Source organism: Microbacterium memoriense (assembly GCF_025398275.1).
Lineage (GTDB): Bacteria > Actinomycetota > Actinomycetes > Actinomycetales > Microbacteriaceae > Microbacterium > Microbacterium memoriense.
Genome location: NZ_JAODOR010000005.1, coordinates 43,447 through 70,156 on the forward strand (window position 1 = coordinate 43,447; position 26,710 = coordinate 70,156).

23 protein-coding genes, 1 tRNA gene and 2 pseudogenes are annotated in these 26,710 nt (G+C 67.9%); 14 read left to right on the forward strand and 12 right to left on the reverse strand.

Features of this window, described 5'->3' with window-relative positions; genetic code table 11:
* Nucleotides 1-9: 9 nt before the first annotated feature.
* Genes N4R40_RS04995 through N4R40_RS05005 form a run of 3 tightly spaced genes read right to left on the reverse strand, consistent with a single transcriptional unit; the run spans nucleotide 10 to nucleotide 6,652 of the window.
* Complete coding sequence (locus tag N4R40_RS04995) at nucleotides 10-894, reverse strand: transglutaminase family protein (protein ID WP_261606273.1); 885 nt, start codon at nucleotides 892-894, stop codon at nucleotides 10-12.
* Nucleotides 891-3,413 carry a circularly permuted type 2 ATP-grasp protein gene (locus N4R40_RS05000; RefSeq protein ID WP_261606274.1) on the reverse strand — a complete coding sequence of 841 codons (2,523 nt, stop codon included), beginning with the start codon at nucleotides 3,411-3,413 and terminating at the stop codon, nucleotides 891-893. Before N4R40_RS05000 ends, N4R40_RS04995 begins: the two co-directional genes overlap by 4 nt.
* Complete coding sequence (locus N4R40_RS05005) at nucleotides 3,410-6,652, reverse strand: transglutaminase family protein (protein WP_261606275.1); 3,243 nt, start codon at nucleotides 6,650-6,652, stop codon at nucleotides 3,410-3,412. The genes N4R40_RS05000 and N4R40_RS05005 overlap by 4 nt, the downstream gene beginning before the upstream one ends.
* 96 nt (nucleotides 6,653-6,748) lie before the next feature.
* Here N4R40_RS05005 and N4R40_RS05010 point away from each other — a divergent pair, with 96 nt between their 5' ends.
* From N4R40_RS05010 to N4R40_RS05020, 3 genes are all read left to right on the forward strand, one after another.
* Nucleotides 6,749-7,306, forward strand: coding sequence for an amino-acid N-acetyltransferase (locus N4R40_RS05010; protein WP_261606276.1), 558 nt, complete (start codon nucleotides 6,749-6,751; stop codon nucleotides 7,304-7,306).
* A gap of 9 nt (nucleotides 7,307-7,315) precedes the next feature.
* A complete protein-coding gene (locus tag N4R40_RS05015) occupies nucleotides 7,316-7,975 on the forward strand; it encodes a hypothetical protein (protein ID WP_261606277.1) in 660 nt (219 codons plus the stop codon).
* A 253-nt stretch (nucleotides 7,976-8,228) separates the two neighbouring features.
* On the forward strand, nucleotides 8,229-8,630 hold the full coding sequence (locus N4R40_RS05020) for a dehydrogenase (RefSeq protein WP_261606278.1): 402 nt from the start codon (nucleotides 8,229-8,231) through the stop codon (nucleotides 8,628-8,630).
* A gap of 6 nt (nucleotides 8,631-8,636) precedes the next feature.
* Here N4R40_RS05020 and radA read toward each other — a convergent pair whose 3' ends face one another.
* Together radA and N4R40_RS05030 are read right to left on the reverse strand one after the other, a co-directional pair.
* Nucleotides 8,637-9,995 (reverse strand): DNA repair protein RadA, encoded by a 1,359-nt coding sequence (gene radA / locus N4R40_RS05025; protein WP_261606279.1) that lies wholly within the window; start codon nucleotides 9,993-9,995, stop codon nucleotides 8,637-8,639.
* A gap of 48 nt (nucleotides 9,996-10,043) precedes the next feature.
* The gene (locus tag N4R40_RS05030) at nucleotides 10,044-10,997 is read right to left on the reverse strand and encodes an L-lactate dehydrogenase (RefSeq protein WP_261606280.1); all 954 of its coding nucleotides are present in this window, start codon (nucleotides 10,995-10,997) and stop codon (nucleotides 10,044-10,046) included.
* Between the two features lie 113 nt (nucleotides 10,998-11,110).
* On the opposite strand from N4R40_RS05030, the gene N4R40_RS05035 reads away from it, so the two are divergent.
* Nucleotides 11,111-11,794, forward strand: a complete 684-nt coding sequence (locus tag N4R40_RS05035; RefSeq protein WP_261606281.1) for a DUF899 domain-containing protein — start codon at nucleotides 11,111-11,113, stop codon at nucleotides 11,792-11,794.
* On the opposite strand, the gene N4R40_RS05040 is transcribed toward N4R40_RS05035, so the two are convergent.
* Nucleotides 11,773-13,146: an MFS transporter gene (locus N4R40_RS05040; RefSeq protein WP_261606371.1), complete on the reverse strand. Its 1,374-nt coding sequence runs from the start codon at nucleotides 13,144-13,146 to the stop codon at nucleotides 11,773-11,775. The two genes, N4R40_RS05035 and N4R40_RS05040, sit on opposite strands and share 22 nt — an antisense overlap.
* Before the next feature lie 88 nt (nucleotides 13,147-13,234).
* Here N4R40_RS05040 and N4R40_RS05045 point away from each other — a divergent pair.
* Nucleotides 13,235-13,324, forward strand: a tRNA-Ser gene (locus N4R40_RS05045).
* A 117-nt stretch (nucleotides 13,325-13,441) separates the two neighbouring features.
* Here the strand turns inward: N4R40_RS05045 and N4R40_RS05050 are convergent.
* Nucleotides 13,442-13,738, reverse strand: a pseudogene (locus N4R40_RS05050) (tyrosine-type recombinase/integrase); the annotation flags it as partial.
* A gap of 548 nt (nucleotides 13,739-14,286) precedes the next feature.
* On the opposite strand from N4R40_RS05050, the gene N4R40_RS05055 reads away from it, so the two are divergent.
* The 5 genes and pseudogenes from N4R40_RS05055 (at nucleotide 14,287) to N4R40_RS05075 (ending at nucleotide 19,346) form a co-directional block, all read left to right on the forward strand.
* The gene (locus tag N4R40_RS05055; protein WP_261606282.1) at nucleotides 14,287-14,934 is read left to right on the forward strand and encodes a hypothetical protein; all 648 of its coding nucleotides are present in this window, start codon (nucleotides 14,287-14,289) and stop codon (nucleotides 14,932-14,934) included.
* A gap of 614 nt (nucleotides 14,935-15,548) precedes the next feature.
* Nucleotides 15,549-15,827: pseudogene (locus N4R40_RS05060) on the forward strand (IS3 family transposase); the annotation flags it as partial.
* Between the two features lie 380 nt (nucleotides 15,828-16,207).
* Nucleotides 16,208-17,263, forward strand: a complete 1,056-nt coding sequence (locus N4R40_RS05065; protein WP_261606283.1) for an acyl-CoA dehydrogenase family protein — start codon at nucleotides 16,208-16,210, stop codon at nucleotides 17,261-17,263.
* Nucleotides 17,260-18,588, forward strand: a complete 1,329-nt coding sequence (locus N4R40_RS05070; protein ID WP_261606284.1) for a bifunctional PIG-L family deacetylase/class I SAM-dependent methyltransferase — start codon at nucleotides 17,260-17,262, stop codon at nucleotides 18,586-18,588. The genes N4R40_RS05065 and N4R40_RS05070 overlap by 4 nt, the downstream gene beginning before the upstream one ends.
* The gene (locus N4R40_RS05075; RefSeq protein WP_261606285.1) at nucleotides 18,585-19,346 is read left to right on the forward strand and encodes a glycosyltransferase; all 762 of its coding nucleotides are present in this window, start codon (nucleotides 18,585-18,587) and stop codon (nucleotides 19,344-19,346) included. The genes N4R40_RS05070 and N4R40_RS05075 overlap by 4 nt, the downstream gene beginning before the upstream one ends.
* 560 nt (nucleotides 19,347-19,906) lie before the next feature.
* On the opposite strand, the gene N4R40_RS05080 is transcribed toward N4R40_RS05075, so the two are convergent.
* Nucleotides 19,907-20,197: a MerR family transcriptional regulator gene (locus N4R40_RS05080; protein WP_261606286.1), complete on the reverse strand. Its 291-nt coding sequence runs from the start codon at nucleotides 20,195-20,197 to the stop codon at nucleotides 19,907-19,909.
* A gap of 132 nt (nucleotides 20,198-20,329) precedes the next feature.
* Between N4R40_RS05080 and N4R40_RS05085 the strand changes: the two genes are divergently transcribed.
* On the forward strand, nucleotides 20,330-20,770 hold the full coding sequence (locus N4R40_RS05085; RefSeq protein WP_261606287.1) for an Hsp20/alpha crystallin family protein: 441 nt from the start codon (nucleotides 20,330-20,332) through the stop codon (nucleotides 20,768-20,770).
* A gap of 768 nt (nucleotides 20,771-21,538) precedes the next feature.
* Here N4R40_RS05085 and N4R40_RS05090 read toward each other — a convergent pair.
* Nucleotides 21,539-21,676, reverse strand: a complete 138-nt coding sequence (locus N4R40_RS05090; protein ID WP_261606288.1) for a hypothetical protein — start codon at nucleotides 21,674-21,676, stop codon at nucleotides 21,539-21,541.
* A 126-nt stretch (nucleotides 21,677-21,802) separates the two neighbouring features.
* On the opposite strand from N4R40_RS05090, the gene N4R40_RS05095 reads away from it, so the two are divergent.
* Entirely contained in the window at nucleotides 21,803-21,952 is a 150-nt protein-coding gene (locus N4R40_RS05095; protein WP_261606289.1) for a hypothetical protein, read from the forward strand.
* 219 nt (nucleotides 21,953-22,171) lie between these two features.
* On the forward strand, nucleotides 22,172-22,498 hold the full coding sequence (locus N4R40_RS05100) for a TraR/DksA family transcriptional regulator (protein WP_261606290.1): 327 nt from the start codon (nucleotides 22,172-22,174) through the stop codon (nucleotides 22,496-22,498).
* 8 nt (nucleotides 22,499-22,506) lie between these two features.
* Here N4R40_RS05100 and N4R40_RS05105 read toward each other — a convergent pair whose 3' ends face one another.
* A complete protein-coding gene (locus N4R40_RS05105) occupies nucleotides 22,507-23,400 on the reverse strand; it encodes an aldo/keto reductase (protein WP_261606291.1) in 894 nt (297 codons plus the stop codon).
* 104 nt (nucleotides 23,401-23,504) lie between these two features.
* A complete protein-coding gene (locus tag N4R40_RS05110; RefSeq protein WP_261606292.1) occupies nucleotides 23,505-23,897 on the reverse strand; it encodes an NUDIX hydrolase in 393 nt (130 codons plus the stop codon).
* Nucleotides 23,898-23,939: 42 nt separating this feature from the next.
* Between N4R40_RS05110 and N4R40_RS05115 the strand changes: the two genes are divergently transcribed.
* Nucleotides 23,940-25,433, forward strand: a complete 1,494-nt coding sequence (locus tag N4R40_RS05115; protein WP_261606293.1) for an SDR family oxidoreductase — start codon at nucleotides 23,940-23,942, stop codon at nucleotides 25,431-25,433.
* Here the strand turns inward: N4R40_RS05115 and N4R40_RS05120 are convergent.
* Nucleotides 25,412-26,596 (reverse strand): GAF domain-containing sensor histidine kinase, encoded by a 1,185-nt coding sequence (locus N4R40_RS05120; protein WP_261606294.1) that lies wholly within the window; start codon nucleotides 26,594-26,596, stop codon nucleotides 25,412-25,414. The two genes, N4R40_RS05115 and N4R40_RS05120, sit on opposite strands and share 22 nt — an antisense overlap.
* Nucleotides 26,597-26,710: the final 114 nt, after the last annotated feature.

Sequence of the window (26,710 nt, forward strand, 5' to 3'; positions counted from 1 at the left end):
CGTGCTGCGTCACTCCACGAGGGGAGCGACGTCGACCGAGACGCGGAGGGTGGACTTCTTCGCTTTCGTGAAGATGATGCCGCGGACCGGAGCGACATCGCCGTAGTCGCGCCCCCAGGCGACGGTGACGTACCGGTCGTTCGCCCACTGGTTGTTGGTCGGGTCGACGGCGAGCCACTGGTCGGTTCCCGGCAACCACACCGCGATCCACGCGTGGGACGCGTCGGCGCCGAAGACGCGCTGCTTCCCTGGCGGGGGCTGGGTGGCGAGGTATCCCGACACGTATCGGGCGGCAACCCCGTGCGCGCGGAGGCTCGCGAGCGCGACGTGCGCGAAGTCCTGGCAGACTCCGGCGCGCTTGCGCATGGCATCGGCGACGCTGCTGGTCACGGTTGTCGCGGTCTTGTCGTAGTCGAAGTCGCGGAAGATCCGCTGCATCAGCTCCGTCACCGCCTCACCGATCGGGCGACCCGGCGTCAGGCTTTCGGCGGCATATGCGGTCGCCTCGGCGTCGTGGCGGGCGCGTTCGGACTCGAGGGCGTATTCGACGGCCGACCAGGAGCCCACGAGATCCGGGTGGAGAAGCGGGCGGGCGTCCTCCCACGGGCGCGCGAGTGCGTCGTGGTCGTAGGCGGGCTCGTCGACCGTGACCTCACTGGAGGCCTCGATCGACAGCGCCGAATGCCCCCCGGTGAGGTGGAAGTAGGTGGCGGAGTTGCCGAAATAGTCGACGTCCGGCGCAAGATCGGCCGGGTGCGGGTCGAGGGTGACGGTGGCGTCGGTCACTTTCTGCCAGGGCAGGATGCGAGGGACCAGATGGAACTGGCCGACGCTGTCCTGCACGGGCTTCGAGTACGTGTACTCGGTGCGATGCCAGACGCGGTAGCGGTTCACGCGCGCGCCTCCATGAGTTCGATCAGCGCCAGATCCGCGATCGACACGGCCGGCGGGCCGCTCTCGAAGTGGAGGTGGCCGATCGCGTCGGACAGTTGCGCGAGCTGCGCGGAGATCTCCCGGAGGAAAACGGCGAGGTGTTCGCGGCGCCCCGACGTCACGGTTGCGAGCTCCGCCAGGTCGGCGTTCTGCAGCTGGGTCTCGAGATGGTCGAGCAAGCGCTCCGCGCGGGTGGACCCGGTCGATGCCGGCATCGCGGCGAGGTGCGTGCGGAGCGCGGCCAGGCCGAAGGCGACCGAGCGCGGGTTGTCCTGGTCGCTCAGCAGAAGGTCGAGGACGTCCGCGACGCGCATCGACCCGCGGTACCGGCGGCGGTGGGTCACGATGCTCTCGGATGCCGTCAGCACCGCCTCGAGCACATCCCGCTCGCGTCGCGCGTTGCGTGGTTCGGTCAGCCCTGCGGTCAGCAGGTGGCAGACCTGCAGGCTTCGCTCGAGGTGGCGACCGGCCTCGATCATGCGCCATCCGGTGTCGCGGATCATGTTGGCCGTCACACCGTAGAGCGACAGCATCGCGGAGAGCATGCGGCCCGCAGACTCCGCCGTGCGGTGCGGATGCGCGGAACTCCGCAGCGAACGCAGTGCGCGGTCGATGTGCGCGAACACACGCCACGTGTCGCCGGACAGCTGATCGCGGACGCCTTCCATCGCTTCGCGCAGGCGTGCGATCGAGTGGCCGGCCGACCCGGGGCGTCCGGCATCCATCAGCAACGAGCGGAACTCGGCTTCGGGATCGAGCGACCGGGTTCCGGCGAGCAAGCCGAGCGCGTTCAGCAACACGCGCGAGCTGTCATCGACCGTCGTAGCAGTGTGTCCGCCGTGTTGATCGAGAGAGGTCTGGGCGCTCAGTACCAGGCGGAGGAGGTCCTCCGCGCGCTCGGCGTACCGGCCCGCCCAGAACATGTCGGCAAGAGCGCGCGGCGCCAGCGACGGGATGGAACGGCCCGAGGGCGCCGGAACGATCTCGGACAGACCCTGGTCCGGATCGGTCTCCGCCGACTTCAGGACCCACACGTCTTTCGTCGTCGGGGTGGCATCGACACCGGAGCGCACCGTCGCGAGCCCGCCGATCAGGGGCCGATACGCGGAGCCGTATCTCAGCGTGAAGGCCCGGAACGTCATCGGCATCGCCGACGCGAGGCCTGAGCTGTTCCAGACCGGCGCCTGCGACAGCGGGAGGAGGTCCTGCCCGACGAATCGGTGCGGCGCGGCTTCGATGCGCGCGATCAGCTCGTCGGGGGAGAGGCCGGCGAGGCTCCGGCGCGGGGAATCCATGATCCGCACGATCAGCGAGGGATCGCCGGCGGCGATGCGCGAGACCACGAGGGCGCGATCCTCGGGGTTTCCGCACCACCAGGTCGGCGCCGACGGCAGCCGGAGCTGCTCGCCGAGGAGGTGCTCGCACGCCGCCGCCAGGAACGGCATGAGCGCCGGGTTCTCGAGCACACCGGCGCCGAGCCCGTTCACGAGTCGCACGCGTCCCCGGCGCACGGCTTCGGAGAGCCCGGCAACGCCGAGCCGCGAGTCGCCACGGAGTTCCAGCGGGTCGCAGTAGGCGGCGTCCACCCGGCGGATGATGACATCGATCCGCTCGGTCGGGCGCGTCCGCGGCCATCCGGATGGCTTCATCCACACCCAACCGTCGCGCACGACGAGGTCGCTACCCTGCACGAGCGGGAAGCCCAGCGCGTTGGCGAGGAAGGCCTGGTCGAACGCCGTTTCGGAGAGTGTGCCGGGGGAGAGGATGACGATCTGCGGATCGTCGACGTCCTCGGGCGCGGAGGACAGCAGGGCGGCGCGGAGGGCGGTGAAGTAGGGATCCATCCGGTGGAGGTTGCCCTCCTGGTACAGATCGGGCAGAACTTGCGAGATCACCCGACGGTTCTCCGCGGCGAATCCGAGACCGGACGGCGCCTGGGTGCGATCGGCGAGCACATGCCATTCGCCGTCCGCATCGCGACCGAGGTCGGTCGCCGACAGCAGCAGCGGGTTCGGATCTTTGGCGCTCGCCCGCGCCACCGGCCGCGCGAATCCGGCGTGACCGAGAACGATCGCGGAGGGGATGATCCCCTCGCGCAAGAGGGTCTGCCGTCCGTACAGGTCGACGAGGATCGCGTTGAGCAGTTCCGCGCGTTGCGCAAGACCCACGTCCAGCCGCGCCCAGCCGGCCGCGTCGATCACGAGCGGCATCGGATCGAGTTGCCACGGCTCGGCGCCCCTGCCGGGGCGGATGTAGGAGACGCCGTCGTCGGCGAGGAACCTCGTGATCTCGTCGTCGACGCGATGCAGTTCCTGCGGGCTCAGCGACAGTGCGAGCGAGGCGATCGACTTCCACGCGGGTCGCAGTGCGCCATCGGCGCCCACGACCTCGTCGTAGCGCGACACGGCGCCGTCGACGGGCGCGTCAAAGGGCAGTGTCGGTTGCGACACTGCCATCGCGTAGTCGCGGAGCACACTCACGCCTGCGGAACCCTCCTGAGGTCCAGCGTACGGGGGTAGTCGACCGTCGCCGCACGCGCCCCAGCCTCACGGGCCGCCGCGACATCGAACGCGCCCGGCGTGTGGCCGCGCGGCTCGAACCGGCCGGAGCGCCGTGCTTCGGCTTCGTTCGCATTGACGGGCGGGTGCTCGTACGCCCGGCCACCTGGATGGACGACGTGGTACGTCGCCCCGCCGAGGCTGGCCGCGGCATCCACATCGACGACCTCGAAACTCAGCGGTGCGTGCACCTCGATCGACGGGTGCAGGGCAGACCAGGGCTGCCAGGCGCGATAGCGAACGCCGGCGTAGTACTCGCCAAGCTTCCCCGTCGACGTCAGCGGCACGGCGACGCCGTTGCACGCGACGAGGTGCCGAGTCGGATCGATGCCGGAGACGGTCACTTGGATGCGCTCGACCGACGAGTCGACGTAACGCGAGGTGCCACCGGCCGTCGCTTCCTCGCCCAGCACGTGCCACGGTTCGATCGCCTGGCGCAGTTCGAGCTCGATCCCGGCGCTGCCGCCCAGACGGGTGAACCCGATCCGCGGGAACCGGAACTCGACGAACGGCTCCATCCAGCTGTACTCGACCGGGATTCCGGCGGCGCGGAGGTCTTCGACCACCTCGAGGATGTCGCGCCGGGTGCCCTGCGGCAGCAGGAAGTCCTCGTGGAGCGCCGTGCCCCAGCGCACGAGCGGTGCGATCAGCGGCTTCTCCCAGAACATCGTCACGAGACTGCGGACGAGGAGCGCCTGGACGAGGGCGAGCTGCGGATGCGGGGGCATTTCGAAGCCGCGCAGTTCCAGGAGGCCCAGGCGCCCGCGGCTCGTATCGGGGCTGTACAGCTTGTCGATGCAGAACTCCGCGCGGTGCGTGTTGCCGGTGAGGTCGGTGAGCAGGTGCCGCAGGGCGCGGTCGATCAGCCAGGGGCGGGGCTCGTCGGTCTCGGCGCTCAGCCGCCGCACCTCGCTCAGCGCGATCTCCATTTCATAGACCGCTTCCGGACGTCCCTCATCGAAGCGCGGCGCCTGGCTGGTCGGCCCGATGAACCGCCCGGAGAAGAGGAAGGAGAGGGCCGGATGCCGCTGCCAGTACGTGACGAGGCTCGCGAGCAAATCGGGACGCCGCAGCAGCGGTGAGTCGATCGGCTGCTGGCCGCCGAGAGTGATGTGATTGCCGCCGCCGGTGCCGGTGTGCGTGCCGTCGACGTCGAATTTCTCGGTCGACAGCCGCGCCAGACGCGCCTCTCCGTAAAGGTCGAACGTGAGCGCCCGCTGCTCGGCCCACGACGCCGTCGGCTGCACGTTGACCTCGATGACACCAGGGTCCGGCGTCACGACGAGCTGCGTCAGCCGTGCATCCGGCGGCGGGCCGTAGCCTTCGATCACGAGGCGGGTGCCGCCCTGGGTCGCGGCGCGCTCGATGACCTGGAGCAGGCTCACATAGTCATCGAGGCGGTCGGTCGGCGGCAGGAAAACGTGCACGAAGCCTTCGCGCGCCTCTACGACGAGTGCTGTGGTGGGCTGCTCGTCGGGATCGACGATGGTGACGCGGGGGATGCCGGGGACCAGGGGCGCCGAGGCATCCAGGTACGTCGGTTCGCCCTGCCAGGCGGGGTCCTCCCACGAGACGGAATCGAGGGGGAGACGGAGCCCGGCCGAACTCGTGCCCGGGACGAGGACGAGGCGTCCGCGGCGGAAACGCCACGCGGGGCTTGCCCAGGCCTCTCCCGTGACGAGGGGGAGCACCCACGCGGTCGGGGCGCCGGCATCCGGAGCGTCGCTGTCATCCTCGTCGCCCGGACGGGCGCCCGCCGGCCTGCGCACATCGGCGAGCCGCGCCGCGAGCGCATCTTCCGTGGCGGGCAGAAGCTGCCCCTCCGGAAGGCCGAGGATGCCGGTGATGCTGCGCGCGAGCGCTTCAGCACGTTCGGGGGCCGACCCGGGATACGCGGGCTTGCCCCACGGGTCGTCGAAGAGCTCGGCGCGGTTCCACAGCGGAACGCCGTCGGTACGCCACTGCAGCGCGATGTTCCACCGCGGCATGGGCTCACCCGGGTACCACTTGCCCTGCCCGCGATGAACGATGCCGCCTGCGGCATATGTGCGTCGCAAGCGTTCGGCGAGCACATTCGCGAGCTCGCGTTTCTGCGGGCCGTCGGCATCCGTGTTCCACTCGGCGGCCGTCGCGTCGTCGAGAGCGACGAACGTCGGCTCGCCGCCGAGGGTCAGGCGCACGTCTCCCGCGCGCAACCGTTCATCGACGAGCTCGCCGACCGCGTCGATGCGCCCCCACTGGGCGTCGGTGTACGGCTTCGTCGTGCGGGGGTCCTCGTGGATGCGCCGCACCTCGTTGTGGAACCCGAAAGTCACCTCGACCGGTTCGGTGCCGCCCTCGATCGGTGCGGCACTGGACGGATGCGGCGTCGCCGACAGCGGGATGTGCCCTTCGCCGGCGAACAGGGCGCTCGTCGCATCGAGGCCGACCCAGCCGGCGCCCGGGATGAACACTTCGGCCCATGCGTGCAGGTCGGTGAAGTCCTCGGCCGGGCCGCTTCCGCCGTCGAGCGACTTCTGGTCGGGCGCGAGCTGCACGAGGTAACCCGACACGAACCGCGCCGCGAGACCGTACTGGCGCAGCAAGCTCACCAGCATCCACGCACTGTCGCGGCACGAGCCGATCCCGGCGGCGAGTGTGTGATCGGGCGTCTGCACACCCGGTTCCATGCGCACGCTGTAGGCGACGGCACCGTTGACGGCCGCGTTGAGCTGGGAGAGGAAGCTGACCGTCGGCATGCCATCTGCCGGGAGCGGCGGAAGTCCCGCACGCCAGGCCTCCGTCCGATCGCTGTCGTCGACGGGGCGGAGGTAAGGCGCGAGATCGGCCGCCAGCGACGGCGCATAGGTGAACGGGAAACGCTCGGCGTACTCCTCGATGAAGAAGTCGAGCGGATTGATCACCATCATGTCGGCGACGACGCCGACCGTGATCTCGAGTTTGCTGACCTTCTCGGGGAAGACGATCCGCGCGAGCCAGTTGCCGAACGGGTCCTGTTGCCAGTTGAGGAAGTGGTTCGCCGGTGAGATGTCCAGCGTGTACGCCTCGATCGGCGTCCGCGCGTGCGGGGCGGGTCGCAAGCGCACGACGTGCGGGGTGACTGACACCGGCCGCGCGAACTCGTAGCTGGTGTAGTGCTCCAGTGCGACTTTGATCGACATTGCCCCAGCTTGGTCGAGCCCTGTTGCGGGCGGGTTACAGGTAACACTATCTCTGCGCTCGTGCGGGTCGGCAGGGCGCCGCAATACAGTGGTGCGGTGACACCCTCGCACTCCGCCGACCCGCTCTTCCGGGTGAGACCCGCACGGACGGCCGATGTGCGCGGCATCCTCGAGCTTCTCGACCCGTGGGTCCAGCGCCGGATCCTGCTCGGCAAAGAGGTCGTCACGCTCTTCGAATCCGTTCAGGAGTTCGTCGTCGCGGAGGCGCAAGGGCGCCTCATCGGCTGCGGCGCGCTGCACGTCATCTGGGAAGACCTCGGCGAGGTGCGCACCCTGATCGTCTCGGAGGAGTGGCTGCACCACGGGGTGGGTGGCGCGATCGTCGAGAAGCTCGAGGAGCGCGCGCAGGACCTGGGGCTCAGCCGTTTGTTCTGCCTCACCTTCGAGGTCGACTTCTTCACCCGCCGCGGCTTCGCGCCGATCGGTGAGCAAGTCGTCGACCCGGATGTGTATTCGCAGCTCCTCCGGAGCCCCGACGAAGGCGTCGCGGAGTTCCTCGACCTCGCGCACGTCAAGCCCAACACCCTGGGTAATACCCGCATGCTCAAGAGCCTGCAGGCGCGTCCTGATGGATCGGCGGATGCCGGCGCATAGCCTGGGTCTGTGAGCACCCCCTCCCGTCGGCCCTCGCCCGCCGTCTACCGCCGCCGTCGACTCGTCGTCGTGGTGGTGGCGTTGCTCGTGGTCGCGGGCGTCGTCGCGCTGGCGATCTGGCAGCCGTGGCGCGGGGTTGCGACACCGGCTGCGTCTGCGAGTCCGACGAGCTCCGCCGTGGCGACGAGCCCTGCGGCCACACCGTCCCCGTCCGAGCCGTCGGTACCCGAGGAACCGGCGCCGTCCGAGCCGACCGCCGCCCCAGCCATCGAAGCGTGCTCGACTTCGAACATCACGGTGCTCGCAGTGACCGACCAGGACTCGTACGGAGGCGGCGAGTTGCCGAAACTGTCGATCACGCTCTCCAACGACTCCGACCTGCCGTGCCTGATCAACGTCGGCACGGCGACGCAGGCGTTCGAGATTTCGAGCGGCCCGGACGTCTGGTGGCGATCGACCGATTGCCAGGCCGAATCGAGTGATCAGGTGGTCCAGTTGGATGCCGGGCAGACCGTCTCGAGCGTCACGCCGCTCGAATGGGACCGCACTCGGTCGTCGGTGGACACGTGCGCGGCGGCACGCCCGCAGGCACCGGCCGGGTACTTCCACCTTTCGGTGTCGATCGGTGGAATCGAAGCGGCGGACACGAAAGCATTCGAACTGCGGTGAACCGGCGCCGGTGTTCCTGAGAACATTCTCATGAATTGTCTGGGGTTTCATGCAGACGGCGAGGCTTCGGAGTGCGTACCCTTGTAGTAGTTCCCGGTGGCGGTCCCCGTTGTCCCCAGCAATGGTCAGTCGAAGCCAACCCCCAGTGGCCAGACGAAAACTTTCGCCCCGGTGAGCGATGGGCCCTTTCGATTTCCGCAGTCCCCAATGAGGAAATCGAGAGGGCCCCTTCTTGTCTTCTAGAGTTGTCGTCATGGCCGGCAAGAAGCGCGCGAAACCTCCCCTGGAGTTTCGGAACCCCCAACTGGCCGACGCGCTGCAGACGCAGGACATGGCGGCTCTCGCATTCGCCCTTCGCCACGGCCCGACCGTCGTCCCCCTGATGAAGCCTGGTCAGCGCGACAATCCACTCGACGCCGGCGAAGTGTGGACCTACCGCGATCCGAACTCCGGCGACCTTGCCCTCTTGCTCTTCAGCGATGCCGCACACAAACCGGCGGCGTTGCCGCCCGGGGTCGCGCTCCAGTCGCCGGCCTGGTTGCGTGCCTTCCTCGGGACGCACGGGGACGAGATCACGACCGTCTTCTTCGACATCGCCGGGCCCCACCCTCTCCAGGCGACCCCGGCCGATCTGATCGCCGCGCTCGACGCGTAGCCCGGGTCAGAAGGTCGGCGGGTCTGTCGGATCGGTGCGGTGGTTGCCGGCGAGCTCGCGCCAGGCGGTCGACAGCTCGCGCGAGGCGGTGTCGATGACCGATCGGTACCCGAGTCGCGCGGCTTCGGCGCGGCGTTGGGAATGCTGGGTGACGGCGCGGATCTCACCGGCCAGGCTGAGCTCTCCGATCGCGGCCACTCCCGGAGGGTTGCTGCGCCCGGTGATCGCGCTCGCGACGGCGAGGGCGATAGCAAGGTCGGCGGCGGGTTCGATCAGGCGCACGCCGCCCACGGTCGAGACGTACACATCCTGATCGGATGATTTGACGTGTGCGCGCTTTTCGAGCACCGCGAGCACCATCGCCACGCGCGCGCCGTCGACGCCGCTGACGATGCGCCGCGGGTTCGGTCCGGATGCCGGAAGTGTCAGCGCCTGGACCTCGACCGGGAGAGCACGTCGTCCCTCGAGTGCGATCGTGACGCAGGTGCCGGGCTGCTGAGAGCCGTGCCCGAGGAACAGGACGCTGGGGTCGGGGACTTCGGCGATGCCGGCACCGGTCATGTCGAAGCATCCGACTTCGTCCGTTGCGCCGAACCGGTTCTTCAGCGCACGGACGAATCGCAGCGACGTTTGGCGGTCGCCTTCGAAGTGGCAGACGACGTCGACGAGGTGCTCGAGGATGCGGGGACCTGCGATCGACCCATCCTTGGTGACGTGCCCGACGATGATGACCGGCAGATCGCGCGCTTTCGCGACACGGATGAGGGTGGAGGCGACTTCGCGCACTTGCGCGGGCTGGCCGGCGGATCCGTCGATCAGTGACGATGACACCGTCTGGACCGAGTCGACGATCAGCAGGTCGGGCGCGCACTCGTCGATGTGGCCGAGAACGGTGGCGAGGTCGGTTTCGCTCGCGAGGAACAACTCGTCGTGGAGCGCCGCCGTACGCTCGGCGCGCAGGCGCACCTGGCCGAGCGACTCTTCGGCGCTGACGTAGAGCACGCGTCGACCGGCCCGCGCGCTCTGGGCGGCGACTTCGAGCAGGAGGGTCGACTTGCCCACACCCGGTTCGCCGGAGAGGAGGATCGCGGCGCCCGGGACGATGCCGCCGCCGAGCACGCGGTCGAATTCGCCGACCCCGCTCGTGCGCCGAGGGGTGTCGGCGGTGTCGATCTGTGTGATCGGGACGGCGGCGCGGATCGGGCTGATCGCCGCGACGTTCTGGACGATCCCGGTCTGAGTCGCCGCTTCGACGACGCTGCCCCACTGCTGGCACTCGCCGCAGCGGCCGACCCACTTCGCCGCCGTCCAGCCGCACTCCGTGCACCGGAACGCGGTCGTGGTCGTCGCGCGCTTGGATGCCATGTCTTCAGGCTAGCCGCGCCCACCGACACCGGCCCGCTCAGGCCGGGGTCAGCGGAGGGAGTCGGCGACCTCGCGGAGCGCCTCGGCCGAGTGGCGGAAGAGGCCGAGCTCGTGCTCCGAGAAGGTGGTCTCGCGGATCGGTACCGCACCGCGGTTGCTGACCACCGACGGCACCGAGAGGGCGACACCGTTCACGCCGTGGAAGTCCTGCAGCACGGTCGAGACCGGCATGACGGTGTGCTCGTCGTTCAGGATCGCCTCAACGATGCGGGCACTCGACAAGCCGATCGCGTAGTTGGTCGCACCCTTGCCCTGGATGACCTTGTACGCGGCATCGCGGACGTCGACCGCGATCTGATCGAGCTCGGCGACCGTGAACTTCGGCTGCCCATCGAGCGGCTGCCAGTCGAGGATCGGGACCGTGCCGATCGTCGCGTGCGACCACAGCGGGAACTCGGTGTCGCCATGCTCGCCGACGATGTAGGCGTGCACGCTCGCGATCGAGACGCCTGCGCGCTGAGCGATCTTCCAGCGCAGGCGGGAGGTGTCCAGCACCGTGCCGGACGCAAAGATGCGCTCCGACGGCAGGCCGGTGGTCTCCTGCGCGAGGACGGTCAGCACGTCGCACGGGTTGGTCACGATGACATAGACGGCATCCGGAGCGACCTCGAGGAGCTGCGGCATCATCGACTTCAGGATGTTGGCGTTGACGCCGGCGAGCTCGATGCGCGTTTGGCCAGGGCGCTGCTTCGCGCCGGCAGTGATCACCACGACGTGCGAGCCGGCAGCAACGGAGATGTCGGCGCCGCCGATGATGTCGCTCGATCCGGTGAACTGGGCGCCGTGGGCCAGGTCGAGCACCTCGGCCTCGGTCTTCTCTGCGGCGATGTCGTACAGGGCGACGTGGCGGGCGGAGCCGCGGATCAGGGCGGCGTATGCGACGGAAGATCCGACCGCACCCGCGCCGACGACAGTGAGTTTGGAGTTCTCGATCACGCTCATGCGCTCAGTCTGGCAGGGCGGCGGATGCCGCGGCTACCGAGAATCCCCCTTGCGCGACGATTTCGCGCGGCGCGAGCATGGCGACATCCGTTCGATGAGAAAGCGAGGACACGATGACCGCTTTGCCTGCCGTCGTGGATGCCGAGACCTGGCGCCGCGAGCTCGACATTCTGCGCGTGCGGGAGAAGGCCGCGACGCGCGAGCTCGACGCGATCGCGGCGCAGCGCAGACGGCTGCCGATGGTCGAGTTGCCGGACTACATCCTGGACGGACCGAACGGACCCGTTCGGCTGATCGACCTCTTCCAGGACAAGACCCAATTGATCGTCTATAGCCACATGTGGTTTCCCGGAAAGACCTGGCAGTGTCCCGGATGTACCGGGTGGACGGCGCAATTCACGCGGCTGGACTTCCTCGACGACTACGACGCGCGCTTCGTGATCGTCACGCAGGGGCCGATCGACGAGGCCCTCGCCTATAAAGAGCGCGTCGGAAACGCGATGGGGTGGTATTCGACCGCGGACAGCCCGTTCGGCGCCGACATGGGCGCGCCCCCTGAGGCCGGATTCGCCCTCAATGTGTTCATGCGTGACGGGGACACCGTTTACCGCACCTGGCACACTGACGGGCGCGGCACCGAGCAGATCGGCCACATCCACGGGCTGATCGACCTGTTGCCCTTCGGGCGACAGGAGGAGTGGCAAGATGTCCCGGAGGGATGGCCGCAACACGGCACATACGAGGGCGGAGCGACCTCGCAGGACATCGCCGCCGCCTACGGGCCTGGCTCGGCCTGAACCACCCGCGGGTTGCGGATGCCGACGAGCGCGACCAGCCCACCGATCGCCAGCAGGACCGCGGTCACGATGGCCGCGCGGTGGAATCCGGCGAGGTCGAGTGCGCCACCCGTGATCGCCGCCAGGGCGGCGATCGGCACGAGCCCGGCGATCCGCGCCACCGCATTGTTCACCGCGGACGCGATGCCCGCCTGCGCCGGATCAGCCGCGCCGAGGATCGCCGACGTCAGCGGTGACACCGTCAGCGCGAGACCGATGCCGAAGAGGAGCATTGACGGGAGCACCTGCCACCAGTAGTCGAACTCGGCCGAGACGGTCAGGAGCAGCAGGGTGCCGGCCGACATGATCAACGGGCCTGCTGTCATGAAGACGCGGGGCCCCCAGCGCCCGGCGAGGGTGCCGGCGCGTGAGCTCAGCAGGATCATGAGGATCGTGATCGGCAGGCTCGCGAGCCCCGCGAGGGTGGCCGACAGCCCCGCACCCTGCTGCAGGTAGACGGCGAGGACGAAACCGTTGAGCGAGAGTGCGGCGTAGACGAACAGGGTCGAGATGTTGCCCGCCGTGAAGTTGCGGCGGTGGAAAAGCGCGGGCGGCAGGATCGGGTGAGGGACGGTGCGTTGCCGCCAACCGAAAGCGATGAGCAACAGGATGCCGGCGATCCCCGGCATCCAGATCTCGGGGGCCGCCCATCCGGCGTTCGGTTCTTCGATCAGCGCGTAGACGGCGGCGCCGAGCCCGAAGGTGCACATAGCCGCGCCGAGCCAGTCGATCCGCGTGCCCGCAGGCCGGATGCGGTCGCCGGGGAGGTCCAGGCGGGTGAGGAGAAAGAGGCCGGCCGCGATCGGCAGCACGTTGATGACGAACGCGAAGCGCCACGAGAGATAGTCGACCATCAGCCCGCCGATGAGCGGCCCGATGACCGTCGCACCCGTGGTCAGCGCGGTCCACAAGCCGATGGCGCGAGCGCGGAGCGGGTCACGCATCGTCGCGGTGATGAGGGCGAGCGAGCTCGGCACCAGGAAGGCGCCTGCCGCGCCTTGCGCAGCGCGCGCGATGATCAGCACGGTCGGGTCGGGAGCGAGCGCGACCGCGACCGAGGCGATGCCGAAGCCGATGAGACCGATCCGAAGAACGAGGATGCGGCCGTACGCGTCGCTGACCGCGCCCGCGACGAGGATCAGGGCGCCGAGAGTGACGAGGTAGGCATCCACCGTCCACTGCTGGGTCGTGAGCCCTCCGCCCAGGTCGCGGGAGATCGCGGGGAGGGCGACGTTGACGATCGTCGAGTCGAGAAACGCGACGAAAGAGCCGAGCACGGCCACCGCGAGCACCAGTCGCTGCTGTGCGTTCATTCGCTCGGTCACGTCGACACGCTACCCGCGCTCGGGGGTCTCTCGGCGCGATTGGCGGCATCCTCTGGTGTCACGTAAGCTGTTCCGCGGTGACGTGTCCGAGCGGCCGAAGGTGCAACACTCGAAATGTTGTGTAGGTTCACCCCTACCGTGGGTTCAAATCCCACCGTCACCGCCAGCGTCGAAACCCCCGATCCCTTGTAAACACTGGGATCGGGGGTTTCTCTTTTCCTCCCGCGCGGCCTCGTGGGAAGAAAATGGGAAGAACTGAATGACGTTGTTCGCCGCCCGATGGCTACAACTGAGGCGCGCGAGGCGTGATGTGACTCTCTCTGGCGCGGTTCAAAGCGGCGGCCACGTTGTCCAGATCGTCGTCGAGTAAATCGGCGTAGGTGTCCAGAGTCATCGCGGCGGACGCGTGTCCCAGCATTCGTTGGACGGCGAGAACGTTCGCTCCCGAGCTGATCGCCAAGCTTGCGGCCGTGTGCCGGAGATCGTGCGGCGTGACTCGGCTGAACGAGGGATCCTCGATCATGGCGCGCTTGACCGCGGCGGCGAACCACCCGTCCTGCGAATTCGATCGGATGAGGTGACCGTCCCTGGGTGCACGGGTTCAACGAGAACCGGCTGCACTCATCGATTGGCTACCTCACACCCATCGAGAATAAGAACGAGTACTACCGTCGGAGCAACACCCAGAGCCAGTCGGCGCTGGGAGAACTCGCCCTCCACTAAACCCGGGGCGATTCACGGAGGTTCCGTCTACCCTCAACCTATGGTCAGCAAGTCACGAAGTCACCGTCGAGCCACGCGAGTTCTCTGCGCAATTCTTGCCGGACTATCGCTACTGATCGTCACCACCGGCTTGCTATCAGCCTTCTCCTTCGACTCGCCCAGAGCCCGTTGCATCTACCTCACTGAACAGCGTGCGCCGGAGCTTGGATTCCTTGACGAAACCGCTCTGAGCGCTGTGGAAGGATCAATCGGCGCGATGCCTTACGGGCTGAACTGTGGGTACCCCACGCCCGAAGGAACAATGCTGTGGACCTCTGCTACCTGGAGCGCTACCTTGGCGATATACGGCGGTGCGGCCGCATTCTTAGGGCTATCCGCTGCTGTCTACCGACTAAGGAGATCTGCGTGAACTCCCCCCACACTCGACTCGCTTTGACCACCAGCTTCATGCTCGCCGCCGCAATCACTATCTTCGGAATAGTGCCAGCAGCCGTCGCAACTGTCGACGATAGCGACACGAAGGAACCCGCTGCAAGCACCTCTCTACTGCAGGCAAGGCTCAGCATCACGACCGATTTCGACAAAGCCCTCCGGATCGCTGAAACGTACGAGGGCGCGGCCGTGGGTGTTCGCTTTGAGAACGACCAGGTCGTCGGTGAGTACTTTTTCGACTCAGATAAGTCGCCGGCCGAGTTCATGAAGCAGTTTGCGGACATGTACGGGACCGTCCCACAAGTAGCCGCGCTAGTCGCCTCTGTGCCATACCGTGCACCAAGCACAAGCCAGGACGCGACACTTCGGGCAACAACATTCAAACCACTCCCCGAGATTCAGGTAGAGGGCGACCCCTTCATCGCAGCGCCAATACCTGCCGAGAAACTCGAAGACCTACGCTCGACGGCTCGCGGTTCGTCCCCGATAGAGATGGCCGTTCCCTCCTCGGGTACGTCCAATGCCGCACGTGCCATCGTCCCCACATGGCAACCACAGACGGTTTATGCCGGCACCGTACGCGGGGGGTCTTCCCAGTATTTCTACAACAGCATCGACTGATACACCCCTTACTCGCCAGCCAACCTCACCGGACCTATCGCGGTCGAGTTCGAGATCAATCTCTCGAACAGTGCCACCGGCGTCAGAGGTAGCGTGCTGCCGTGGGAGCTATGTGGACCAGGCTTCCGTGATCAGTTCATCGCTAAGAACTACAGCCTCAACAGCTGGTCGATAACTTCGTCGGCAGGCGGAGTTGCAGCGGCGCAACCATACGCGGACCTGAATGATCTCTTTGACAGCTGCGGGCTCCAATCAATGGCGGTGGGCTTCGAATCCGCTGTGGACTTGCCCGCCTTCCCTCCCGGCCCGTCGTCGTCGCTTGAGACGTTCATCGATGCAAAGGTTGGCAGCACCACATCTAGCAAGATATGGGGTCAGGTCCAGCTGTCGAACAACTCCATGTGCCCGATCGACAACTCGATCGCATCCACCGACTGCGTGGGAGTCGCCTCCTGGACGGACACACGCTTCGCCAATCCGCGCACGACTCTCTCCCCGACTCGCAACTGGGTTGCTAACACAAACCGCTGCTGGGCATCTGGCAACTACGGCGACACAGCCCCGGTCGTAGAGACCTGCTAAATAGCGCACCCGCAGGGGGCGGCGCTTGACTGCCAACACCGGAAGTAGTCGCGGTCATCGACGCGAATAGGGACGACATCGTCGAAGGTCGCCCGCTCGGGGTCGAGCCCATCTGCAGCCTGTTGCAGGTGGCTCCGAGCACCTATTACGCGAAAGACCGTGTCCCGTCCGCGCGCGCCGTCAGCGACGCGGTCCTCATCCCGGAACTTGTGACGCTCGGGGAAGACAACTACCGCGTGTACGGGGTTCGCAAGCTCTGGAAAGCGGCACGCCGTGGCGGGATCGACATCGGTCGTGATCGGACGGATCGGCCTCCGTGCTGAGCGGTCTCTGCACTGATTCACCCTCGGCGTCGAGTCCAGCTGGGACGTGGGAAGAATTTGGGAAGAGCCGGGCGAAGAACAGCACCAGCACAGGTCGCCGTCGGTGTCGGCGAACCGCGGAAACACGCGGCGAACGCGCACATGCGGCCCTCTCCAAACACGGAGGGATGAGTTCAAATCCCACCGCCACCGCCATAGAAAAGCCCCCGTTTATCGGGGGTTTTTCTTTGCTCCGCGCACTCGATCTTGCGGTGCGAGCAAACACGCTCGCGCGTCTTGCCGGGTAACAGGCGAAGCGCATACACGCAAGGGGGAAGGCGGAGCCGCGGCCGGACCGTAGCGTGTCGAGCATGCCTAACGGTCCGTCCATGAATCTCGAGACGGCGGCCCAGCCCCTGTCCCTACGCCCCGGCCCTGCCGGCGCGGCAGCGACCTCGGTCGCGCAGTTGGCAGCGGGAGTCCCGCTGCTCGGCGCCCACCTCGCCGCCACTGTCGAGTGGGCAGTCGCCGCGGCGGCGGAGACACCCGCACCGGGCGAAGGCCGCACCCGCGAAACATGGGAGGTCCTTGCTTCCGCCGCGGCCGCTGACGTAGCCGGTGCGCGGATTCTCGAACCGCATCTGGATGCGCGGAGCATCCTCCGCGAGGCGTCCGACGCCGGTATCCCGGTGGATCTGGATGCGATCGGCGACCGTTCGGACGGGTCCTGGGGGGTGTACGCGGCGGAGGGCGCGCGGCTGGAAGCCCGCCCCGCGAGGGATGGCTGGCGGCTGGACGGCACGAAGGACTGGTGTTCGCTGGCCGGAACGCTGAGCCATGCCCTCGTGACGGCGTGGACCGGGCCGGAGACGCGTCGGCTGTTTGCGGTGGCGTTGCGGCAGCCGGGCGTCAACGCGCGTCGCGGCCCGTGGGTGTCGCGGGGACTCAGCCAAGTGGTCAGTGCCCCTGTGGACTTCGACGATGCGTCCGCCGTCCCGGTAGGTGAGGACGGCTGGTACCTGTCCCGCCCGGGATTCGCGTGGGGCGGGATGGGCGTGGCGGCCGTGTGGTGGGGCTCGACCGCTCCACTGGTCCGTGCCGTCATCGGACGGGCACAAACGAGCACATCAGACCAGGTTGCCGAGGTGTTCGCCGGCGCGGCCGATGCCGCGTTCTGGAGCGTGCGCGCCGTTCTCGCCGAAGCGGCGGACGCGGTCGACGCCGGAGTCACCGGTCGGGATCTGAAGATCACCGCCGAGCGCGTACGCGCGATCACATCGAGCCAGGTCGAGAGCATCCTCTCCATCACTGACCGCGCTCTCGGCCCCGCTCCACTCGCGACCGACGAGCAGCATGCGCGACGCGTGGCCGACCTGCGCATCTACCTCCGCCAGCATCACGGCGAGCGGGATCTCGCACGGCTCGGAAGGCTGCTGGCGTCGTGAGCAGACCGTTCGATCACCGCGATCCGGGAACCGACGAACACCGGTGGGCGCGGGCAGCGCCTTGGGCGACGAGCCCACATGTGTCGCTGGATGTCGATCGGATCGTCGTCGTCGCCGCACACCCCGACGACGAGACCCTCGGCGCCGGCGGGCTGTTGCACACCGCCGCGCAGGCCGGGATCGATGTCACCGTCATCGTTGCGACAGACGGAGAAGCGGGTGATCCTGCTCTTGATCATGAAGTGCTCGCCGGTCTTCGACGTCAGGAGCTCGTCGCAGCGCTCCGAGAACTCGCCCCGACAGCCAGGCTGCGCTTCCTGGGGCTGCCGGATGGCGGCCTCGACCGAACCCGCGACGCGCTCGGTGCTGCCCTCCGCGGCGAGCTCGGCACGAACCCATGGCGCGTGCTTCTGCTTGCCCCATGGGCTGGCGACGGCCACCGCGACCACCGCATCGCGGGGGAGGAAGCGATCAAGTGCGCCGCGCCCGGAGTGCGTGTCGTCGGATATCCCGTGTGGCTGTGGCATTGGGCGCAACCGGACGAGGTCGACGCATCCGACTGGGTAGTCCTGCCGTTGGCAGCCGAGGCCGTCGACGCGAAAGCGCGAGCGCTCGACGCTTACCGGTCGCAGCGTGAAGGTGCGCCGCCGATGTTGCACCCGGGCATGCTCGCGCACTTCGCGCGCGACGTGGAAGTGTTCGCCGCGCACGACATTGAGAAGCCTCCGTCCATTTCGATTGATGGCTTTGAGGAGAAGTTCCGCCGATCGCCGGACCCGTGGGGTTTTCGCACGCGATGGTATGAGCGCCGCAAGCGCGCGATCCTTCTGGCTTCGCTCCCTCGCGAACGGTTCGATCGCGCACTCGAACTGGGCTGCGCGAACGGCGAGCTCACCGCCGACCTCGCGGATCGTTGCACTCAGGTGGTGGCCGTCGACGGTGCCGACAGCGCATTGCGCCTGGCTCGCGACCGCCTGCAGACGGCCACGGGGGTGGTGCTCGAGCAGAGGTATCTCCCTGACGACTGGCCCGAAGGAGTGTTCGACCTCGTCATCGTGTCGGAGATTGCGTACTACTGGTCCCCGGACGCGCTCGCCGACGCGATCGCACGCATCGACGCGTCCCTCACGAGCGACGGCGTGATCGTCCTCTGTCACTGGCGGCACCCGATGGCGGATGCCGCGATCTCCGCCGGACTCGTGCACGCAGCGTTCGACGCCGCGACCGGATGGGCGCGCGCCGTTCACCACGGCGAAGAGGATTTCGTGCTCGACGTGCACGTCCGGGCGGGGACGCCGTCAGTGGCGCGTGCGGAGGCGGGATGATCATGCTCCCGGATGCCGTGGTCGTCGCCATTCCGGCGCACGACGAAGAAGACCTGCTCGAAGCGTGTCTCCACTCGGTGCGTGCCGCTCTGGATGCGGTCGGCGTGAGGGTCGCGGTGACGGCGGCCTGTGTGGCGTTGGATCGATGCACCGACCGGTCGCTCGAGATCGTCCGTCTGCTCGGCGTTCCAGCGGTGGAACTCAACTCAGGAGCTGTGGGTGCGGCTCGTGACGCGGCCCTCGCGGGCGCGCTGGCACGTCTTTCGGAGTCAGCCTCACCGCTGCCGCTCGACCGGATCTGGACGGCGCATACTGACGCCGACTCGGTCGTGCCCCAGAATTGGCTCACGCACCAGCTGGACCTCGCCGCCGCCGGTGCCGAGGTCGTGGTCGGCACCGTGCAACCGCGCTTCGACGACCTGGATGACGAACAGCTGCTGGCCTGGCACGCGACGCACTCGCCCGTTGTTGCGAACGGGGCCGTGCACGGGGCGAATCTTGGCGTCCGGGCCGATGTGCTCGAACGCGCCGATGGATTCCGCGCCCTGCCGGTGCACGAGGATGTCCTCATGGTCGAACGTGCTCGCGCGATCGGTGCACGAGTCGCCGCGTCGGACGGCGCGCGGGTGCTCACAAGCGGCCGTTCGGTCGGTCGCGCCCCAGACGGGTACGCCCGCTATCTGCGCGACGAGATGCTGCGGGACCCCCGCGCCGTCGCGGCCCGACGCACGGATCTGGCGGTTGAGTCGGGCTTCTGAACTCCCCATCGTGAATTCGCCAGCAGGGGAGCCGCGCGACAGGATGCCGCGACGCCTACCAACGCGTCACGCAACTGAGCGCGGGTCGTTATGCCGAGATCTTGTAGAGGTGTCCGCCAATCGTGCGCGGCGGCGCGCCTCACGGCCCCGCGCTCGCATGCGCGCAGGTCGCTGTGCACCCGGTCTATCTAGGCGCCGGCCTGCATCGTCGTGAAGTCCATCTCGACGCGGAAGAGCTGGCGGCGGGCCTCGGCGGTTCGGCGCAGCCGCCTCAGCCGTTCGGCGTAGGCGAGGCGGAGGCGGGCGGATTCGTATCCGAACGGAACGCAGGATCTCTCTGGTCTGCTGCGCCCGTGCGACGGCCTCCTCGTGCTGCTGAAGCAGCAGTGCCTTTTTCGGCGAAATCGAAGTTCTCCGCGGGGCCGCACGGGCCGACCGTGAGATCGAGGATGTCGGGCTCCCGCGTGGACAGGGGTGCTAGGGGATGCTCGTCATCGCCCTGTGGTCCATCGATCATGACGGGACATCCCGACACCGCTTGGTGCGCGGCGTGACGTTCGTCATCGCATCTCCTGTGCGGTGAGGTCTGCGATCTGACCGCGGAGGTGTTCATTCGTGGTTTCGAGTTCGATGACGCGACGGGCGCCTGCGAGATTCAACCCTTCCGCAAGCAGTGCGACGACTCGTCGAAGCACGGCGATGTCGTCGACGCTGTATCTGCGGGTCCCTCCCGCTGTGCGCGCGGGGGTCAAGAGTCCTTTCCGCTCGTAGAGACGCAGCGTCTGCTCACCCACGCCGGAGAGTTCCGCGGCGACCGCGATCGCGTACACCCCTCGCGCGTCATCGGTCATCTTCGCCTCTCTCCGGAAACATCCTCACGAAGCCACTTGCGACACTGCGGCTCTGGCGATATAAAATCTATACCTGTCGACATAGATGTGTCGGCAGAATCGACCAAGCAAGTGAAATGGAGGAGATCAGAAATGCTGTTGCAACATGACCCGTTCCGTGAACTCGACCGGCTCACCCAGCAGGTCTTCGGAACCGTGGCCCGGCCCACAGGTATGCCGTTGGATGCGTGGCGCGAGGGCGACGATTTCTTCGTAGAGCTCGACCTGCCCGGGATCGACCCGGGCCGACTGGACATCGACGTGGAACGCAACGTCCTCACCATCAAGGCGGAACGGCTGAGTCGGATGCCGGACGCGGCGAACATGGTCGCAGCCGAACGGCCCTGGGGAGTGTTCAGCCGGCAACTCATCCTGGGCGACGCGCTCGATACGGAGCGGGTCGACGCCGACTACACCGCCGGCGTTCTGCGGTTGCGCATCCCGGTGGCGGAGCAGGCCAAGCCCCGCAAGATCACCATCACCAGCAGCGACGCAGATACGCCGCGGACGGAGACGGCCAGCATCCAGGCCTGACTCCGCTCACCACGGACGGGGGTTGCGAGATGATGACCACGTTGATCACGCCATCCGACCTCGACGCGGACACCCGCGGACGGGATCTTGAGCTCCTGTGGGCAGATCCGGACTGGGTCGACGCGGAATTCTTCGCAATCCTGCGAGCCTCGGGACTCGAAAGCCGCAGCGCCGGCAGCCTCATCCCCGACCCGGAGTCCCCGAGACGCCATAGTCCGGAACGAGGGACCACGTCGGTCTCAGGCGCCCGTCGGGAGCGCATCTCCAGCGTTGCGACGCGTGTCCGTTCACCCCCGAGCCCGGAGTGATCCCCCGCACACGAAACCCGGAGACCTCACATCTCCGGGTTTCGTGCCGTCCATGGATCCGCCGTTACGACCGAGCGGTCGAAACGGCGCGGCCGACAGCACTTCACCGGATCGTGTGGGCGGCCGAGCTTTCTCGAACAGGCGGCACTACGGTGGTCAGCGTCGACGAGGCGCAACGACCGCTATGGCAAGCCGATTCCAGGCATCACCCGAGCGTCCCCCGGGGCGACGCGGTACTCCATTGACGTCCGTCAGAACCATCGGACCTGTCGCGCGCTCCCGGCGCGCCCGGGCATCGCCGGCCGAAAGCGTGGCCGCGTGTCCGCGGAACTGTCTTTGCGTGCGTGGCCGCCGGGATCGCGAGAGGGCGTGTTCACTCTCTTCGCGCGGAGCGCTCGCCGTGTGAGCGCTGTCGGGGGCCGCTGCGCTCAGAGGCCCCCGACAGCAACGGCGAGCGGCGCTATCCCGCCTTGCGCGGCTTGATGAAGGCCGTCGGGGCGGCGTTCACCCGTTTTGCTTCGCGCTTCTCTTTGAGAGTGAGTTTTGGTTCCTTCTTCGCGCTTCCACCGCGTGGGGCTTTACCTGCCATGTTGTTCACGCTTCCCTTCTTCAGCTGGCGTGATTCCGATGACCATAGCCCATTTGCCGAGGCAAAGCATCTGCGGCGAAAAACCGGCGCCGACTTGCCTTTTCTGGGGGGCGGGCTATGGTGAGGGGCATGTCGATGACCGTCCTTCCTGATCCCACGGCGGGTCCTGCCGCCGTGGGTGGCAGGGAGGTTGCCGGGTCCCGTCATGAGGTCCTCCCGCCGCGGATGATGGGTGCCGGAGTGGATGTGCTCTTCCGCTCCGCCCGTCGCGCGCCGCCGGCCTGATCCGTTTTTCACACGGTCTTCCGGTCACTCACGCGCGTCGCACTGCGGCGCTTTTTTTGCACGCTCCGGGGTAGTAGTGCCCAGCTCGCAGTGGACGCGTGAGGCCCTGCCGCGGCGCTGTCCGCGCGGGTGCTCCGCTGGATCGTCGAAAACTTCTCGCCGGTTGATAGCGGCGCTCGCCACATGAACACCCACCCACATTCTCTGAAGGAGTACTCCATGTCTCTCGACACGGCACCCTCGTCCGCACCCAAGCTCAACGTGCCGCACGTCCGCCGGTTCCTCGAGCAAGAACTCCGCGAGCGCGAAGCCCTCCTGCGGGAGGCTGCGCCCAACGCCGCCCCTCACATCGACCCCGTGACCTGGGCGACCAGCGCGTCGACTCGGCGCGTGATCGATCAGATCGTCGCGGCGCTGGAACGGCTGAACGCCGGAACGTATGGCCGCTGCATCCGCTGCGGCGCAACGATCCCGGCCGCGCGACTCGACATTCTGCCCTATGCCGAAAACTGCGTCGACTGCCAGCGTGGTGTCGGCACGCCCTGACCGTCGGGTCAGATCTCGATGCCCACCGCCGCGGAGCATCGCGCGAGTTCGTCGGCGCTGAGCGCGAGCTCGGCGGCCTGGGCGGAGTCCGTGATCGAGGCGGCGCGGCGCGCGCCGGGGATCGGCACGACACGCGTGCTCAGGGAGAGCTCCCATGCGAGCACGACCTGCTGAGGGCTGACGGCGTGGTCTTCGCCGATCTCGCGGAAGGTGGTGAAGCGCTCGCCGACATTGCGTCCGCCACCGCCGGTTCCGCCGAGCGGGCTCCACGGCAGGAAGGCGATGTCATGCTCGTCGCAGTAGCGAAGCTCGCCGTAGCTCCCGGGATGCCGGGGCGAGAACTCGTTCTGCACACTCGCGAGGTTGCCTTCACCGAGCACCTGGCGGGCGATGTCGATCTCTTCGATGCTGGCGTTGGAGATGCCGATCGCCCGGATGAGGCCCTCCTCCTGAAGTGTCTTCAGGTTCGCCATGATCTCGCCATAGACCATCCAGCGGTCGGGGCGGTGGTACTGGTACAGGTCGATGACGTCCACGTCGAGGTTTTCCCTCGACCGCTCCACGGCCGAGCGCAGGTAGGCGAGCGACCCGTCCCGGCCGAAGTCCTTCTCGGCGCTGCGGCGCGTGATTCCGCCCTTCGTTCCGACGAGGATCCCGGTCGTGTCCCCCTCCCACGAGGCGAGCGCATCGCGGACGATCCGCTCGTTGTGGCCCATCTCAGCCCACGAGGGCGCGTAGATGTCGGCTGTGTCGATGAAGGTGACGCCGGCATCGAGCGCCGCGTGCACGGTCGCGATCGCTTCATCCCGCGGAGGCAGCACGCCATCGCCGTTCATGGACATGGGCATGGCGCCGAGGCCGATGGCCGAGACGGTGAAAGGTCCGACGGTGCGAGTGGTCATGCATCCACCCTGCCATTCGCCACGCGATCGCCGATGGGGCTTGACGGGGCGGGTGATGCCGCTTCACCACCCGGATGCGGCCACAACTGACCCCGGAAGGCGGGTCAGGAGGGGAGAAAGTACTCGCGCGCGAGCGGCGCGACCTCGAGGGCGGCCGCGTCCGCGCGCGTCACCCAGCGGAGTTCGGCGATCTCGGCCGCGGCGACCGGATGCTGCGCGCCGATGTCGACGGTGAAGACATCGGCGATGACGAGGTGCCCGGGTTCGTTGGCGGCGGCCGCGGTGTACGCGCCGAGCGCGACGAAGTGCGCGGCATCCAATGCCAGGCCCAGTTCTTCATGCAGCTCGCGGGCGAGCGTCTCGGCGGCGTTCTCGCCGGGCTCGGGCTTGCCGCCCGGCTGCATGAACGCCGTCGTGCCGGACTTGCGGACGAGGAGCAGGCGTCCGGCCGCATCGGTGATGACGGCGGCCGAGACATGGATGCGGGCTTCGGGCACGATCGCACGCTAGCACCGCCGGGCCGATGTCCAGGCGCTGCCATGGGAGAATTGTGTGTGCACGAGACCACTCCGCCCGCCGATCTGCCGCCCAGCGGTCTGGATCCCGCCGACCTCGAAGCAACCCTGCGCGTGCTCGCCCAGTTGGATGCCATCGACCACGAGCACCCGGATTTCATTGCCGTCCGACAGGCGACGGGGAAGATGTTCAAGGCCGTAAAAGTCGCGCGGCGCCGTGAAGCCCGCGCGTTCGTTGCCGAGTCCGACCGCGCGGTGGTCGCCGCGACCGCCACGGGGGCTCCCGATCGCATCGACGATGAGACCCGGGGTATCCCGATCTCGACGTCCACGACCGCGCCGACGGCCGGCACCCTGCTGAAGGCCCGCGCCTGTTATATCTGCAAGCAGCCGTACACGCTGGTCGACGCGTTCTACCACCAGCTCTGCCCGGACTGCGCGGCGATGAGCCACCGCAAGCGCGAAGCGCGCACCGACCTCACCGGCAAGCGGGCGCTGCTCACCGGGGGCCGCGCGAAGATCGGCATGTACATCGCGCTGCGCCTGCTCCGCGACGGTGCCCACACCACGATCACGACGCGTTTTCCCCGCGACGCCGTCCGCCGGTTCTCGAGCCTTCCTGACTCCGCCGACTGGCTGCACCGGCTCAAGGTCGTCGGGATCGACCTGCGCGACCCGGCGCAAGTCCTGGGACTGGCCGAAGACGTCGCCGCGAGCGGCACGCTCGACATCCTCATCAACAATGCGACGCAGACCGTGCGGCGCTCCCCGGGCGCGTACCAGCCGCTGGTGGATGCCGAACTCGCGCCTCTCCCCGATGGACCGTTGCCGGCGCTCGTGACCTTCGGGCACACGAACGACCCGCATCCGCAGGCGCTCGAGCGCTCGGTCACGGCGCATCCGATCCTCGCGGCTGCCGCCTCCCGCGCGGATGAACTCACGGAGCAGGCGATGGCGGCCGGGTCGAGTTCTCTCGAACGCCTCGCGGCCGGAACCGCGATCGATGCCGGGGGGCTCATCCCCGACCTGCATGACGTCAACTCATGGACCCAGAGCGTGGACGAGGTGGATCCCCTCGAGATGCTCGAGGTGCAGCTCGCCAACACGACCGCGCCGTTCCTGCTCATCTCGAAGCTACGGGCGTCGATGGCGGCAAGCCCCGCCGCGCGCACCTACATCGTCAATGTCAGCGCGATGGAAGGTGTCTTCAACCGTGGTTACAAGGGACCCGGGCACCCGCACACGAACATGGCCAAGGCGGCCGTCAACATGCTCACGCGCACGAGCGCGCGCGAGATGTTCGAGTCCGACGGCATCCTGATGACGAGCGTCGACACCGGGTGGATCACCGACGAACGCCCGCACCCGACGAAAGTGCGGCTGGCGGAAGAGGGCTTCCACGCTCCGCTCGATCTGGTCGATGGCGCGGCGCGCGTGTACGACCCGATCGTCCGCGGCGAAGCAGGCGAAGACCTCTTCGGTGTCTTCTTGAAGGACTACGCGCGCAGCGCTTGGTGATCGGGCAGGAAGAGCCAGATCCGCGCGCCGCCGAGCGGTGAGGATTCGAGGCCGATCCGCCCGCCGTGCGCCTGCGCGATGCGTCGGCACGTCGCGAGTCCCAGGCCCATGCCGGGCACGTCCCCCGTGTTGCCGCGTTCCATGAGCTCGAACATCCGCTCGCGGTTGTCCTCGGGGACCCCGGGGCCGTTGTCATCGACGGTGATGCGCCATCCGGTCGTGGTGGGTTCGCCGGCGATCTCGACCAAAGGACGCGACCCGGCCGCGTGCGCGAACTTCACGGCGTTCGCGATGAGGTTCTGGAACAGGACGCGGAGAAGAGTTGCGTCACCGGGGACCGTCAGCGGAGCGTTGATCACGACGGTGGCGTCGGATTCGGCGATCGCCGCCGCCATGTCGTCGACGGATGCCGCGATCACCGCCCCCAGGTCGACGTCGCCAAGGCGGAGCTGTCCGCCGGTGCGGGCATACTTCAGCAGCACCGAGACCATGTCGTCCATGCGGGCCGCGGCCGATTCGGCCTTTGTCAGTGCCCGCGAGACGAGCGGTTCGTCATCGATCGCCAGCCCGTCGACGGCGAGCTCGAGTTGACCCATGAGCGCGGTCAGGGGATTGCGGAGATCGTGGCTGATCTGGCCGGCGAACTGCGACAGTTCTTCGTTCGAGCGGCCGAGCTCGCGAGTCAGGCGGCGCAGCTCCAGCACGTCGACGACGTGATGTGCCAGGACATCGAGCGAGTGGCTCTGCTCCGGCCGGAGGTCACCGGGGACATCGTCGAAGACGCACAGGGTGCCGATGACGACGCCGTCCGGGGTGACGAGCGGACTTGAGGCGTAGAAGCGCACCGTGTCGCGCTCGCCGGTCACGAAGGGGTTATCGGCGAAGCGCGCGTCTTCTCTCGCGTCGGACACGAGGACGTGGCGCGCGTCCGCGAGGACCACGGCGCACATCGAGTCCTCGATCGCGCAGATGGCCGGATCGAAACCCTCCGCCGCGATCTGGTGCTGCCACCGGTCGTCGATGATGTTGACGACGGCCCGCGTCACGCCACACAGCGACGCGGCGAGGTGGACAAGTCCATGCAGATCAGGCTCACCGCCGGTCCGAACCGTTCCGTACGCCGCGATCGTGTCGCGCCGCGTCAGGTCCGTCGCCGTTCTCATCGTGCTCCCCATCGCAGCCTCCCGGCTCCACCCTACGGGGCTCTGCGGGGCGGAGGCGGGTGCTTTGGGTCGCCTCACCTTCGTGGCGTGCTCGCGCGCCGAGGTCTAGCGTGA

Bases quoted from the DNA above. Each gene is read 5' to 3' on its own strand.
- N4R40_RS05005 (WP_261606275.1), bottom strand. From the start codon at position 6,652: ATGTCGATCAAAGTCGCACTGGAGCACTACACCAGCTACGAGTTCGCG.
- N4R40_RS05020 (WP_261606278.1), top strand. From the start codon at position 8,229: ATGGCCGGCAAGAAGCGCGCGAAACCTCCCCTGGAGTTTCGGAACCCC.
- radA (WP_261606279.1), bottom strand. From the start codon at position 9,995: ATGGCATCCAAGCGCGCGACGACCACGACCGCGTTCCGGTGCACGGAG.
- N4R40_RS05030 (WP_261606280.1), bottom strand. From the start codon at position 10,997: ATGAGCGTGATCGAGAACTCCAAACTCACTGTCGTCGGCGCGGGTGCG.
- N4R40_RS05035 (WP_261606281.1), top strand. From the start codon at position 11,111: ATGACCGCTTTGCCTGCCGTCGTGGATGCCGAGACCTGGCGCCGCGAG.
- N4R40_RS05040 (WP_261606371.1), bottom strand. From the start codon at position 13,146: ATGAACGCACAGCAGCGACTGGTGCTCGCGGTGGCCGTGCTCGGCTCT.
- N4R40_RS05065 (WP_261606283.1), top strand. From the start codon at position 16,208: ATGAATCTCGAGACGGCGGCCCAGCCCCTGTCCCTACGCCCCGGCCCT.
- N4R40_RS05075 (WP_261606285.1), top strand. From the start codon at position 18,585: ATGATCATGCTCCCGGATGCCGTGGTCGTCGCCATTCCGGCGCACGAC.
- N4R40_RS05080 (WP_261606286.1), bottom strand. From the start codon at position 20,197: ATGACCGATGACGCGCGAGGGGTGTACGCGATCGCGGTCGCCGCGGAA.
- N4R40_RS05085 (WP_261606287.1), top strand. From the start codon at position 20,330: ATGCTGTTGCAACATGACCCGTTCCGTGAACTCGACCGGCTCACCCAG.
- N4R40_RS05095 (WP_261606289.1), top strand. From the start codon at position 21,803: ATGACCGTCCTTCCTGATCCCACGGCGGGTCCTGCCGCCGTGGGTGGC.
- N4R40_RS05100 (WP_261606290.1), top strand. From the start codon at position 22,172: ATGTCTCTCGACACGGCACCCTCGTCCGCACCCAAGCTCAACGTGCCG.
- N4R40_RS05105 (WP_261606291.1), bottom strand. From the start codon at position 23,400: ATGACCACTCGCACCGTCGGACCTTTCACCGTCTCGGCCATCGGCCTC.
- N4R40_RS05115 (WP_261606293.1), top strand. From the start codon at position 23,940: ATGGGAGAATTGTGTGTGCACGAGACCACTCCGCCCGCCGATCTGCCG.
- N4R40_RS05120 (WP_261606294.1), bottom strand. From the start codon at position 26,596: ATGAGAACGGCGACGGACCTGACGCGGCGCGACACGATCGCGGCGTAC.